The sequence below is a fragment of the Dactylosporangium thailandense genome (assembly GCF_059739745.1).
Genome location: NZ_AP029195.1, coordinates 790,710 through 803,406, shown reverse-complemented (window position 1 = coordinate 803,406; position 12,697 = coordinate 790,710). Strand labels below are relative to the sequence as shown.

Sequence of the window (12,697 nt, the reverse complement as noted above, 5' to 3'; positions counted from 1 at the left end):
ATTCGCGGAATCGGGCAGCGAGGGTTCCGTCGGCGGGTGGGTCTCCGGTTCCATGGTCCCCATTCCCTCGACCAGGGAGGTTATGTGGGATACAGAAGGAAGCTCACCGGCGCCGCGGTGCTCACCGCGACGCTGACGCTGACGGCGGCGGGCCTGGTGCCGGCCCCCGCCAACGCCGAGGCCGGGGCCACGACCGAGTACACGGTCGTGGCCGCGGACAACGTCTCCACGGCCGACGCCACCGCCGCCATCGTCAAGGCCGGCGGCAAGGTGACCGGCGGCACCAGCGACGTGGGGATGTTCACGGTCCTCGCGCCGCAGAACGGCTTCGTCGAGAAGGCCGCGAACGCGGCCGCGCTCGTCGGGGCGACGCGCAAGACCGTGATCGGCCACGCTCCGAAGAAGGAGCAGGCGGGCGACGTCGAGCGCGAGGCCCAGCAGGCGGCCGCGAAGCGGGGCGGCGGCAACAAGCCGGCCACGGCCGGGATGGACCCGCTGGACGACAAGCTGTGGGGCCTCACGACCGTCCGGTCGGACAAGGCGCGGAAGGTCAACGCGGGCGACAAGCGCGTGACCGTCGGCATCCTCGACACCGGCGTGGACGCGTCCAACCCCGACATCGCCCCGAACTTCAACTGGGCGCTGTCGAAGAACTTCGCGAAGGACATGCCCGACATCGACGGGCCGTGCGAGGTCGCGAGCTGCCTCGACCCGGTCGGCACCGACGACGGCGGCCACGGCACGCACGTCGCCGGCACGATCGGCGCGGCGGCCAACGGCATCGGCGTCTCCGGTGTCGCGCCGAACGTGTCGCTGGTCGAGCTCAAGGGCGGCCAGGACTCCGGGTACTTCTTCCTGGAGCCGGTCGTCAACGCGCTCGTGCACGCGGCCAACAACGGCATCGACGTGGTGAACATGTCGTTCTACGTCGACCCGTGGGCGTACAACTGCGTCGCCAACCCGGCCGACTCCCCGGCCGCGCAGGCGGAGCAGCGCACGATCATCAAGGCGATGTTCCGAGCCCTCACCTACGCGCACACCAAGGGCGTGACCCTGATCAGCGCGCTGGGCAACAACCACGAGGACAAGGGCAAGCCGCGCACGGACATCTCCAGCCCCGACTACCCGGCGGACTCGGCCTACGACCGGCCGATCCAGAACAGCTCGTGCTGGGACCTGCCGACGGAGGGCCCCTTCGTCATCAGCGTGTCCTCGCTCGGCCCGTCGCTGAACAAGGCCGACTACTCCGACTACGGGGTGGAGCGGACCGCCGTCTCGGCACCGGGCGGCTACTTCCGTGACGGCCTGGGCACCGACACCTATCGGACCGTGGGCAACGAGATCCTGTCCACGTACCCGAAGAAGGTGCTGCAGGAGGAGGGCTCGGTCGACGCGGACGGCAACGTCCTGCCCGAGTTCGCCGACTCCGTCTTCAAGCAGTGCAACGCGGCCGGGCAGTGCGGGTACTACACCTACCTGCAGGGCACCTCGATGGCCTCGCCGCACGCCGCCGGCGTCGCGGCGCTGATCGTCAGCGCGCACGGCAGCAAGCAGGGCCGTAACGGCTTCGGCCTGGAGCCCTGGAAGGTGGAGTACCTGCTGCTCAGCACGGCCGCGGAGCACGCGTGCCCCGAGCCGCGCACGGTGTCGTACGTCAACGTCGGCCGCTCGGCCGAGTTCGACGCGACCTGCGAGGGCAGCAAGCAGTTCAACGGTTTCTACGGCCACGGCATCGTCGACGCCTACGCCGCGGTCACCGCCCACGCCTGGTGGGAGCACCACTAAGCACTGGAGCCGGGGCCGTCTCCTCGCGGGGCGGCTCCGGCGCCCGGTACTCGCGCTCGAGGTCCTCCAGGGCCGCGCGCAGGGCCGCCAGCCGCTCCTCGATGCCCTTGTTCACCGGGGGCGGCGGCTGCTTCTCCGACTCGTGCGCCTCCTGCAGCGCGTTGAGGACCACGCCGACGAGCAGGTTGGTGAGCAGGTACGACGCGGTGATCATGTACGACAGGTAGTACAGGACGCCCCACTCGGTGACCTCCCGCCCGGCCCGCAGCGTGTCGGTGATGCCGTCCAGGGACAGCAGCAGGAACAGCGACAGCATGGCCTGCCCGACGGTGCCGTACTGCTCCGGGTACGCGGTGCCGAAGAGCATCCAGCCGACCATGGCGTAGCCGTAGAGCACGAGCAGCGTGATGAGCAGGAAGCTGCCCAGCCCCGGCAGGCTCCGGCGGATGCCGACGAGGATCACCCGCAGGCTCGGGAAGAGCCGGAACGCGCGCACGATCCGGGCCAGGCGCAGCAGCCGCAGCAGCGTCACGTTCTCGCGCACGCCCGGGATCAGCGGCGCGACGATGATCGCGAGGTCGAACAGGTTCCACCCGTCGCGCGCGAAGCCCCTCACGTTCGCGGCGAAGCGGATCAGCAGCTCGACCGAGAAGCAGCCGAGGAAGACGTACTCCAGCGTGTGAAACGCCGGTCCGGCCTCGTCGACGACGCCGTGGTAGGTCTCCAGGCCCAGCGTGGCCGCATTGAGCACGATCACGACGAACGACGCGGCGTTGAACCACGGCGCGGCGACGATCCCGCGGCACACGGCCGCGACCCGCACCGCCGGACTGTTTTCCACGGGGCGGCAGCCTACACAGTGCCGGTGCCGCCCGGGTCCGTGCCCTCCGCCCGGCGGGCCCGCACGCCGCGGGGCCCGTGCGTGCGCAGGCCCGAGCGCCACTCGACGGCCTGCTCGGGGATCTGTACCCGGCCGTCCAGCACCGTCAGGGGCCTCGCGGATCAGGGCCGCGGCGATCGGCTCGCCCGGGCAGCGGTGCGGGCCGCCCTCCCGGCCGGCGGCGGCCAGCGACAGCAGAACCGTCTGGCCCGCCTCGATCGTGGCGTCCGCGAGCCGGACGTCCTCGGTGGCGAAGCAGGGTGTCGCGGGCCCGCACGGTTGCCGAGCCCGGGCCCACGACCCGGTTCGCCCAGGCCGTGTACGCCTCGCGCTGGGCTCGCGGCAGGCCCAGCCAGTCCGCCGTGGCCGCGGCGACGTACGGGCCGGCGAAGTCCTGGACCAGGTCGAAGCGCTCCCCCGCGGCCAGGAGCGCCTGCTCGGCCGCCCGGCGCAAGCGCGGCCGCGAGCGGTGCGCGGCCGCGCGGTCCATCAGCGGGCTCACCAGGCGCCGCAGCCGGCGGTGGTCGTCCGGCTCGGCGCTGATGATGGTCTCCCGGAACGCCGGCGGCAGGTCGTAGCCGCGGTAGTCGGCGCCCGCCGCGTGGCGGGGGCAGGGCGACAGCCGCGGGTCGGCCAGCGCGGCGACCACGTCGCGGCGGCGGCGCAGCAGCCAGGCCGGGCCGTCGTCGGTGGCGACGCGCACGGGGTCGCCGGGTCTGCGTATGTCGATGGCCCACCGTATACCCGCTCGCGGCCTCAGCGCCGGGCGAGCAGCCGCACGGTCGCGCCGGTCAGCACCAGCCCGAGCCCGGTCAGCAGCATCAGGCTCAGCGCGACGCCCGTCACCGGCAGCGTGCCCGTCGCCGGGGCCGGTGCCGGTGTCGTGACGGCCGCGGGCTGGACGGTCAGCGCCAGTTTCAGGGTGTGCGCGGCGCCGTCCGGGCCGGTGCCCAGGGCCACGAAGGCGTGCTCCCCCGCGGGCAGGTCCGCCGGCACCGTCACCGGGACCGAGAAGTCGCCGTTCGCGTCCGCGGTCACCGTGGTCAGGACCGTCGGGCTGGAGTACACCGTCACCGTCACGGTCGAGTAGGGGGCGAAGCCCCTCCCTGTGATCACGATGCGCTTGCCGGGCGGGACGGTGCCGGTCGGGCCCTGGTCCGTCACCAGCGTCAGCGGGGTGTCGGGCACGGTCGCGGGCGGGGTGGGGGTCGTCGGCGCGACCGCCGCCGAGGGCGGGCTCGCGGCCGAGTCGCCGCCGTGCGCGCCCTTGGCCACGACCGTGACGGTGTACGACTTGCCGCCCTCGGCCCCGAGCACGCAGCTCGTGTCCGTGGCGCTGCTCGTCTCGCACGTGGCCGGGCCCGGCGTGGCGGTCGCGATGTAGCCGGCGATGCCCGAGCCGGGGGTGCCCGCCGTCCACGAGACGGTGATCGAGGCGATGCCCGCCACCGCGGTCACGCCCGCCGGGGCGCCCGGGGCCACGCCCGGGGTCGTCGTCGCCGGGGCGCTGGGCGCGGAGTCGCCGGCCGGGGAGTGCGCGACCACGGTGATCGTGTACCGGGTGCCGTTGGTGAGGCCGGTGATCGAGCACGTGGCCGCCGTCGCGTCGCAGCTCGCGCCGCCGGGCTGGGCGGTGGCCGTGTAGCCCGTGATGCCCGCGGCCGAGGCCGGCGGGCTCCACGTGATCACGGCCCCGCGGTCGGCCGGGGCCGCGCTCTGGATCGCCGGCGGGGTCGCGGCGGCCAGGGCGGTGATCGGGCTCGACGCGGAGGACCGGGTGCCCTCGACGCCACCGCGCAGCGCGGAGACCGAGAAGGTGTACTCCACCCCGGCGCTCAGCCCCGGGACCGTGCACGGCGACGCGGCACAGTCCACCGTGGACCCGCCGGAGACGTGCACCCGGTAGCCGTCGACGGTCCCGCCCGGCCCGGTCCAGCTGACCGAGACGGTGCCGGAGCCGTTGACGGTGACCGGGCCGATCGCCGGGGCGCCCGGCGCCGCCACGGCGACGGCCGCGGCCGAGGCCGCGGACGCGACGCCGCCGCCGGCCTGGTTGCGGGCGCTCACCCGGAAGCGGTACGACGACCCCGCGGTCAGGCCCGAGACGGTGCACGACAGCCCGGCGGGGGCGGCGCAGTCCCCGGTGGACACCGCCGCGAACGCGCCGCCGTCCTCGGACATCTCGACGCCGTAGCCGGTCACCGGCGGGGCGGGCGCGGTCCACGTCAGGCTCAGGGCCCGGTCGCCGCTCACCGTCGCGACCGGCGTGCCCGGGGCGCCCGGCACGGCGACGGCGACCACGGCGGCCGACGGCGCCGAGGCGCTGCCGAATCCGGCGTCGTTGCGGCCGGTGACCCGGAAGCGGTAGGAGACGCCCGCGGTCAGGCCCGGGATCGAGCACGACGCGGTGGCGGGCGCGGCGCAGTCCCCGGTGGACACCGTGCTGTAGGCGCCGCCGCCGGCCGAGACCTCGACCCGGTAGGCGGTGACCGGCGCCGCGGGCGCGGTCCACGTCAGGTCCAGCACCGCGTCGCCGCCCACGACCGCGCTCGGCGGGCCGGGGGCCGCGGGCGGGTCGAGCGCCGTGACCGCGGACGACGGCGCCGAGCGGGCGCCCTCGACCCCCGCGCGCAGCGCCGAGACGGCGAACGTGTACTGCGAGCCCGCGCTCAGCCCGGAGACGGTGCACGGGGAGGCGGAGCAGTCCACTGTGGACCCATCGGAAGCGTGCACGCGGTACGAGTCGGCGCCGCCGGGCGGGGCGGTCCACGCCACCGACACCGTGCCCGGGCCCGTGACCGTCACGGCGCCGATGGCGGGCGCGTCCGGCGCGGCCACGGCGGTGACGGCGGCCGACGGCGCCGACGCCGGGCCGAGGCCGGCGGCGTTGCCGGCCGAGACCCGGAACCGGTAGGAGCCGCCGCCGGTGAGGCCCGAGACCGTGCACGACGTCGTCGCGGGCGCGGCGCAGTCCCCGGTGGAGACCGCCGCGAACGCGCCGCCGTCGCCGGACACCTCGACCTGGTAGCCGGTGACCGGCGGGGCGGGGGCGGTCCACGTCAGGCTCATCGAGCGGTCCCCGGCCACGGCCGCGGTGGGCGCCCCGGGCGCGGCCGGCACGTCGAGCGCGGTCACCGGGCCGGACGCCGACGACTTGGCGCCCTCGAGCCCGGCGGCGAAGGCGGAGACGGCGAAGGTGTACTGCGACCCCGGCGTCAGCCCCGAAACCGCGCACGGCGACGCGGGGCAGTCCACGGTGGAGCCGTCGGACGCGTACACCCGGTAGGAGTCGGCGCCGCCGGGCGGGGCGGTCCACGTCACCGAGACGACGCCTGGGCCGGTGACCGTCCCGGCCGCCGCGGCCGGGGCGGCCGGCGACGTGCGGACCGCGACCGCGCCGGACTGCGCCTGGCCGTCCACGGTGGCCTGCACCGAGCCGGCGCCGTTGGCCGTGCCGGTGAACGTGGCCGTGGCGGTGCCCGTGCCGGGCTGGATCGCGGCCTGCTGGGCCGAGAGCGTCCCGCCCGTCGCGGACCAGGTCACCGCGGCCCCGGTGAGCGCGCCGAGCTGGCCGGCGGGCACGCTCGCCGACGCCGAGTCGGTGAGGAAGCCCGCCGTCGCCGTCGCCGTGGCGCCGGTGAGGATCGACGCCGGCACCACCGCGACGCCCAGCCGCAGCACGGGTGACGCGGTCAGCGTGCCCGCCGCGTTGACCACGGCGTCGCAGCCCGCGCCGCCGCCGGCCCCGGCGTTGCAGCCCCACCAGTCGCGCGTCGCGGTGAGCGTGCCGCCCGCGTGGTACAGGCCGGGCGTGTTGCCCGTGATCCGGCTGTAGGTGACGCTCGCGCTCCCGGCCACGTACAGCGCGCCGCCGAGGCCCTGGGCGCCGCCGGTGCCGGACGCGGTGTTGGCGGTGAACACGGTGCGGGTGAACGCCGGGGTGCCCGACTGGACGTAGACCGCTCCCCCGCGGGCGTCGGCGCCGCTGCCGGTGCCGGTGGCGCTGTTGGCGTCGAACGTCGTGTCGGTGACCGTCATCGAGCCGCCCGCGACGTCGGCGCGCACGGCCAGCGCGGCGCCGCCGCTGGGGGTCGCGCCCGGGCCGGACGCGCTGGTGTTCGCCATCGTGTTGGCGCGGAAGGTGCTGCCGTCGATCGTGAGGGTGTCGGTGGCGTGCTGGGCGGAGAAGTACACGCCGCCGCCGGGGCTGCTGCCGGAGGTGTTGCCGCTGAACGTGCAGTTCGACACCGAGAGGCTGCCGCCGGCCATGGCGACGCCGCCGCCGGGGGCGTTCGTGCGGCTCGCCGACGCGTCGTTGACGTTGCCGGTGACGCGGCAGTCGGAGAGGGTCAGCGAGTCGGGGGTGGCCGCGGCGGGCGCGCCCGCGAGGATGCCGCCGCCGCCCACGCCGTCGGCCCCGCGGCCGTTGCGGATCGTGAGGCCCGACAGCGTGACGTCGACGGCACCGGCCTCGCCCGGGTCGAGGTTGAACACGCGGTCGGCCGCGCCGCCGTCCACCACGGTCGATCCGGGGCCGGCGCCGGTCACGGTCAGCTGCACCGGGCCCGCGCCGCCGGCGACGACGAGGGCGCCGAGGCTGAGCGTGTAGGTGCCGGCGGGGACCGCGACGGTGCCCGTGCCGGCGTTGCGGGCCCGGCAGACCGCCTCGCGCAGCGACAGCTGGCCGTCGGCGCCGGTGCCGGTCGTGATCGCCGGATTCGCGCAGGCGCCGAGGTCGTCGGCGTCCTGCGTGGTCGTCACGCTGTGTGTGGCGGCGTGGGCCGGACGGGCGAACGCGATGCCGGCGACGGCGGCGAGCAGGACCGCGACACCGGCCCGGCCCAGCTGCTCCACCCTGGTCCTCATGGTCAAGAATCTAGCCGATTCGGTCACTTGTGGTGTTAGTCTGCGCACGCTAGGTAGTTGAATTCCTGTGGGGGTGTGCGATGGTGTCCCGCCGAGAGGCGCTCATGGCCGGAGCCGGTGCGGTCGCCGGGGCCGGCGCGGTCGCCGGGATCGCGCTCGTGGCCCGGGCGACGCTGCCGCCGCTGAGCCGCTCCCGGTTCGCGCCGCTGGCCGGGGCCGCGTTCGAGCTCGAGGCGCTCGACGGCTCGGGCGCGCGGCACGCCGTGACGCTCGCGAGCGCGCCCGGGACCGAGCGGTCCTTCGCGCTGCGCTTCGCCGCGGGTGCCGCCGTGGGCGACGGGCTGTATCGGGTACACCATCCGGATCTGGCGCCCGTGGACCTCTTCGTCGCGCCCGTCGGTCCCGGGCCGGGCCTGCTCGAGGCGGTCGTGAACCGCGAGGCCGCATGAGCCCGATCGCGGTGCGGCCGGCCACGGACGCGGACGCCCCGTTCCTGCTCGGGGTCTACGCGGCGAGCCGGGCCGAGGAGGTCGCCGCGTTCGGCTGGGAGCCCGCGCGGACCGCCGCGTTCCTGGCCATGCAGTTCGACGCGCAGCGCCGGCACTTCCGCTCGGCCTGGCCCCGGGCCGTCGACGGCGTCGTCGAGGCCGCCGGGGAGCCGGTCGGGCGGCTGTACGTCGACCGGGGCCCGGCGGCGTTCACCGTGCTCGACGTCGCGCTGCTGGCCGGCGCGCGGGGCACCGGCATCGGCACGGCGCTGCTGCGCGGGCTGCAGGCCGAGGCGGCCGCGCTCGACCGGCCGATCGAGCTGCGGGTGGTGCCCGAGAACCCGGCCCGGCGGCTGTACGAGCGCCTCGGCTTCTGTGCTGCCGCCGCCGACGGCGGGCCGCGACTCGCGCTGCGGTGGGCCGCATGAGCGACATGTTCGTGGGCGAGATCCGCATGTTCGCGGGCAGCTACGCCCCCAGTGGCTGGCTGGAGTGCGCCGGGCAGCTGCTCGCCATCGCCGACTACGAGCTGCTGTTCAACCTCATCGGGACCACCTTCGGCGGCGACGGGCAGAGCACGTTCGCGCTGCCCGACCTGCGCGGGCGCGCCCCGATCCACCAGGGCACCGGGCCGGGGCTCAGCCCGCGCGTCCCCGGCCAGGCCGGCGGGGCGGAGGCGGTCACGCTCACCGTCGCCAACCTGCCCGCGCACGGTCACCAGCCCGTCGCGGCCTCCGCGAGCGGCACCGCCGACAGCCCCGCGGGCGCGGTCTGGGCCACCATGCCGGACACGCCCTACGCGGCCGCCCCGGCGAGCCGGGTGCCGATGCACGGCGCCGCGCTCACGACCGCCGGCGGCGGGCAGCCGCACGAGAACCGCGCGCCGTACCTGACGATCCGGTACATCATCGCGCTCAACGGCATCTACCCGTCACCGACCTAGGAGCGCCGCATGACCGAGCAGTTTCTCGGCGAGATCCGCCTCTGCTCCTTCCCCTTCGCGCCGAAGAACTGGGCGCTGTGCAACGGGCAGCTGCTGACGATCGCGCAGAACCAGGCGCTGTTCTCGCTGCTGGGCACCGCCTACGGCGGCAACGGCACGAGCACCTTCGCCCTGCCGGACCTGCGCGGCCGCCGGGCCGTGCACACCGGGCAGTCCTTCACGCTCGGCTCGGCCGGCGGCGTGGAGACGGTCACGCTGACGTCCGCGCAGATGCCGGTGCACGCGCACGTACCGCAGGCCGCCGCGGCGGGCACCGGCAACGCGCCCACGAGCAACGTGTGGGCGCCGCTGCCGGGCGGCTACGCGCCGGCCGCGGACTCGGCCCTGGACACCGCGTGCGTGGCACAGGCCGGTGGCGGCTCGGCCCACGAGAACATGCCGCCCTTCCTGACCCTGAACTTCGTGATCGCGCTGACGGGCCTCTTCCCGTCCCGGCCCTGAGGCTGCGTTTCGATGTCGGACCCTTTCCTCGGCGAGATCCGCATGTGGGCGGGCAGCTTCGCGCCGGTCGGCTGGGCGCTGTGCAGCGGCCAGCTCGTGCCGATCTCCCAGAACCCCGCGCTGTTCTCGCTGCTCGGCGTCGCCTACGGCGGCAACGGCACGACGACGTTCGCCCTGCCGGACCTGCAGGGCGCGACGCCGATCTCGCTCGGGCAGGGCCCGGGGCTGTCCCAGTACTACCTGGGCGACACCGGCGGCACCACGACCGTGACCCTGGCCGCGGGCGAGCTGCCCCAGCACACCCACGCGGCCCAGGCGGCGGCGGTGCGCGGCGACCGCAACAGCCCGGCCGGGGCGACCTGGGCGCAGGCGTACCTGGGCCGCGTGCTGGACCACAACTACGCGGCGGCCCCGGACGGCACGGCGATGGCGGCGGGGGCGCTGACCCCGGCGGGCGGCGGGCAGCCGCACGAGAACCTGCCGCCGTACCTCACCCTGACGTTCATCATCGCGCTGCAGGGCATCTTCCCGCCGCGCCCGTGAGTGACCGGGGCGGTCAGCCCTTGGCGGTGCCCAGGGCGGTCTGGATGGCCTTGACCAGGACCGCGACCACCAGGGCGACCGACGGGCGGATCGAGGACTCCTCCATGCTCACCGACCCGGTGAAGCCGGCGTGGTCGGAGATCTTCTCCAGCTGCGCGTGCGCCGCCCGCACGTCCTCGCCGGTCAGGCCCAGGGCCGGCTCCATGCGCACGGCCGCGACCAGGGTCGCCAGGGCCGCGGTGCGCTCGTCGGGCTGGTCGTCGCCGATCAGGGCGAGGCTCAGACGGTCGCGCACGTCGGCCTCGACCGAGGGGTCGATCGTCGGGTACCGGTGCAGGTGGATGTAACCGTCGGCGGTCGTCTCGTCGACGTCGCAGATGATGTTGCGGGCGCACAGGTCGCTCAGCACGCGGTCGCGCAGGCCGTGGCGGAGCCGCTGCAGCCAGGAGGCGGGGGAGTGCGGGGTGTCGGCCGCGACGCGGGTCAGGACCTCGTCGGCGATCGCCTCGCCCGTCGGCGCGGGGTTGGTCACCGCCAGGGTGCCGCCGACGTATGCGATCCGGCCCGCCAGCGCCAGCTCGACCAGCACGGCGGCGGCCATGCCCAGGTCGAGGCCGATGGTCGAACCGGTCGCCCGGCCCGACTCGTCGTCGTAGGCGAGCAGGAGTAATTCCTCGGCCAACGCTACTGAACCCATGCCTCGGGACGTTAGCGCGTGCCCGCCAGGGGTCAAGCCCCCGGCGCGCGACCCGCGGGAGCCGGGTCACCCCGGCGACGCCAGCGGGGGCGGGCGATTCGGCGACCCAGCGTAGGCATCGGCAGACGCACCGTGAAGGAGGCCCCGCGGCCGGGGACGCTGGACGCGGTGATGGTGCCGCCGTGGCCGGTCACGACCTCGCGGAGCAGGGCCAGGCCGAGGCCGTGGCGGCGCTCCCCCGCCCCGGGGCCGCGGTGGAACCGGTCGAAGATGCGCTCGGCGTCGGCCGGGTCGAAGCCCGCGCCGGTGTCCCGGACGGTCACCTCGGCGAGGTTCCCGTGACCGCCGGCGCGACGGACGGTCACCGCGATGCGGCCGCCGGGCGGCAGGTGGGCGAGGGCGTTGGCCAGCAGCTCGCTCAGCACCCGGCGCAGGGCGGACTCGATGCCGGAGACGAGCAGCGGGTCGCCGGGGGTCGTGACGGTGATGCTCTGGCCGCGCTCGGCGGCCAGGTCCGACTCGGCCGCGACCGCATCGGCCGCGAGGGCGGCGAGGTCGACCGGCTCCACGGCGGGCAGGCCGTCCGGGGCCGCGGCGAGGCGGGCCGACAGCAGCAGCTCGTCGACGATCTCCCCGAGGCGGCGGGTCGAGGCCACCAGCCGCACGAGGTCACGGGAGGCGGAGCCGCGGCGGGCCAGCAGCTGGGCGCGGGTGTGGACCTGGGCGATCGGGGTGCGCAGCTCGTGGCTGGCGTCGGCGACGAACCGGCGCTGCCGGGCCAGGGCGTCGACCAGCGGGGCGACCGCGTGCCGGCCGACGAGCACGCCGGTGAGGACCGCGGCCAGCAGGCCGGCCAGGGCCGCCAGGGTGAACGCGAACAGCAGGTGCCGGCGGTCGGAGAGCTGGAAGCGGGCGTCGAAGGCGACCTGCACGACGCGGTCGCCGCGGCGCTCGGTGTGCACGTAGTAGCTGGTGCCGTCGCGGGTCAGGCGGGAGTCGCGGGGGCGGCCGGTCGCGGCGGCCAGCTCGGCGTCGGCGCGCACCGGCAGGCCGGGCGGGGGCGGGGTGTTGGCGCCGAGGAAGGCGCCGTGCTCGTACCAGAAGACCCAGCTGCAGGCGGGCGGGCCGGGAACGGTGCCGTTGGCCGCGCCCCAGGCGAGCTCCCGCCGGATCTGGGCCTCCTGGCCGCGGACCAGCACGAGGTAGGAGATCCCGCCCGCCAGGGCCAGCAGCGCGGTGATCGCCAGCCCGACCCCGAGACCGAGGCGCAGCCGCGCGCGGCTGACGAGGACCTCCTCCGCGGCGTTCACAGCGTGCCCAGGCGGTAGCCGAGCCCGTGCACCGTGCGGACCACCGGGCGGCCGAGCTTGCGGCGCAGGTAGTAGACGTAGGTGTCGACGATCGACGCGGCCGCGGCCTCGTCGAAGACCAGCCGCCGCAGCTCCGCGCGCGAGTGCACGGCCCGGGCCCGCGACGCCAGCACGCGCAGCAGCTCGAACTCGCGCGCGGACAGGGCGACCCGGGTGCCGTCGGGCAGCACGGCGTCGCGGGCCACGAGGTCGAGCCGGCCGCCGCCGACCCCCAGCGACCCGGCCGGCGCCGGCGTGCGCCGGACCAGGGCCCGGATGCGCGCGCTGAGCTCGTCGAGGTCGAACGGCTTGACCAGGTAGTCGTCGGCGCCCGCGTCGAGGCCGGCGACCCGGTCGCCGACGGTGCCGAGCGCCGTGAGCATGAGCGCGCGGGCCGGCACCGAGCGGGAGCGCAGCCGGGCGACCAGGTCGAGTCCGTCGAGCGCGGGCAGCAGCCGGTCGATGACCATGACGTCGTAGGGCCGGGTGAGGCCTAAGTGGAGCCCGTGCTGGCCGTCGTGCGCCCGGTCGACGACGTAACCCTCGTCGACCAGCGTCTCGGTCACCATCTCACTGAGCTCCTCGTCGTCCTCGACGACCAGGAGCCGCGGGGGTTCCACGGCACGCACACCATGACAATGGCAC

Annotated in this window: 13 protein-coding genes; 6 read left to right on the top strand and 7 right to left on the bottom strand. The window is 75.7% G+C overall.

The genetic code is table 11. The annotated features are described in order from the left end of the window. Window positions 1-84 precede the first annotated feature (84 nt). On the top strand, window positions 85-1,785 hold the full coding sequence (locus tag AC6JBM_RS03445) for a S8 family serine peptidase (protein ID WP_497982155.1): 1,701 nt from the start codon (window positions 85-87) through the stop codon (window positions 1,783-1,785). Here AC6JBM_RS03445 and AC6JBM_RS03440 read toward each other — a convergent pair. From AC6JBM_RS03440 to AC6JBM_RS03425, 4 genes are read right to left on the bottom strand one after another with little or no spacing between them, the layout of a single operon-like run. After that, window positions 1,754-2,626 carry an ion transporter gene (locus AC6JBM_RS03440; RefSeq protein ID WP_497982154.1) on the bottom strand — a complete coding sequence of 291 codons (873 nt, stop codon included), beginning with the start codon at window positions 2,624-2,626 and terminating at the stop codon, window positions 1,754-1,756. The two genes, AC6JBM_RS03445 and AC6JBM_RS03440, sit on opposite strands and share 32 nt — an antisense overlap. 11 nt (window positions 2,627-2,637) lie before the next feature. Further along, complete coding sequence (locus tag AC6JBM_RS03435) at window positions 2,638-2,769, bottom strand: hypothetical protein (protein ID WP_497982153.1); 132 nt, start codon at window positions 2,767-2,769, stop codon at window positions 2,638-2,640. 2 nt (window positions 2,770-2,771) lie between these two features. Then, a complete protein-coding gene (locus tag AC6JBM_RS03430; RefSeq protein WP_497982152.1) occupies window positions 2,772-3,368 on the bottom strand; it encodes a cytochrome P450 family protein in 597 nt (198 codons plus the stop codon). A gap of 53 nt (window positions 3,369-3,421) precedes the next feature. Continuing rightward, complete coding sequence (locus AC6JBM_RS03425; RefSeq protein ID WP_497982151.1) at window positions 3,422-7,531, bottom strand: fibronectin type III domain-containing protein; 4,110 nt, start codon at window positions 7,529-7,531, stop codon at window positions 3,422-3,424. An 80-nt stretch (window positions 7,532-7,611) separates the two neighbouring features. Between AC6JBM_RS03425 and AC6JBM_RS03420 the strand changes: the two genes are divergently transcribed. The 5 genes from AC6JBM_RS03420 to AC6JBM_RS03400 are packed head-to-tail and all read left to right on the top strand — an operon-like array spanning window position 7,612 to window position 10,006. Then, window positions 7,612-7,980: a DUF6916 family protein gene (locus AC6JBM_RS03420; protein WP_497982150.1), complete on the top strand. Its 369-nt coding sequence runs from the start codon at window positions 7,612-7,614 to the stop codon at window positions 7,978-7,980. After that, window positions 7,977-8,447, top strand: coding sequence for a GNAT family N-acetyltransferase (locus AC6JBM_RS03415; protein ID WP_497982149.1), 471 nt, complete (start codon window positions 7,977-7,979; stop codon window positions 8,445-8,447). The genes AC6JBM_RS03420 and AC6JBM_RS03415 overlap by 4 nt, the downstream gene beginning before the upstream one ends. Beyond that, complete coding sequence (locus tag AC6JBM_RS03410; protein WP_497982148.1) at window positions 8,444-8,962, top strand: phage tail protein; 519 nt, start codon at window positions 8,444-8,446, stop codon at window positions 8,960-8,962. Before AC6JBM_RS03415 ends, AC6JBM_RS03410 begins: the two co-directional genes overlap by 4 nt. 9 nt (window positions 8,963-8,971) lie before the next feature. Continuing rightward, entirely contained in the window at window positions 8,972-9,463 is a 492-nt protein-coding gene (locus AC6JBM_RS03405) for a phage tail protein (RefSeq protein WP_497982147.1), read from the top strand. 12 nt (window positions 9,464-9,475) lie between these two features. Continuing rightward, the gene (locus AC6JBM_RS03400) at window positions 9,476-10,006 is read left to right on the top strand and encodes a phage tail protein (protein WP_497982146.1); all 531 of its coding nucleotides are present in this window, start codon (window positions 9,476-9,478) and stop codon (window positions 10,004-10,006) included. Window positions 10,007-10,019: 13 nt separating this feature from the next. Here the strand turns inward: AC6JBM_RS03400 and AC6JBM_RS03395 are convergent, their stop codons facing one another. From AC6JBM_RS03395 to AC6JBM_RS03385, 3 genes are read right to left on the bottom strand one after another with little or no spacing between them, the layout of a single operon-like run. Continuing rightward, window positions 10,020-10,703 (bottom strand): GOLPH3/VPS74 family protein, encoded by a 684-nt coding sequence (locus AC6JBM_RS03395; RefSeq protein ID WP_497982145.1) that lies wholly within the window; start codon window positions 10,701-10,703, stop codon window positions 10,020-10,022. A gap of 32 nt (window positions 10,704-10,735) precedes the next feature. After that, entirely contained in the window at window positions 10,736-12,013 is a 1,278-nt protein-coding gene (locus AC6JBM_RS03390; RefSeq protein WP_497982144.1) for a sensor histidine kinase, read from the bottom strand. After that, window positions 12,010-12,672: a response regulator transcription factor gene (locus tag AC6JBM_RS03385; protein WP_497982143.1), complete on the bottom strand. Its 663-nt coding sequence runs from the start codon at window positions 12,670-12,672 to the stop codon at window positions 12,010-12,012. The genes AC6JBM_RS03390 and AC6JBM_RS03385 overlap by 4 nt, the downstream gene beginning before the upstream one ends. Between the last annotated feature and the right edge of the window lie 25 nt (window positions 12,673-12,697).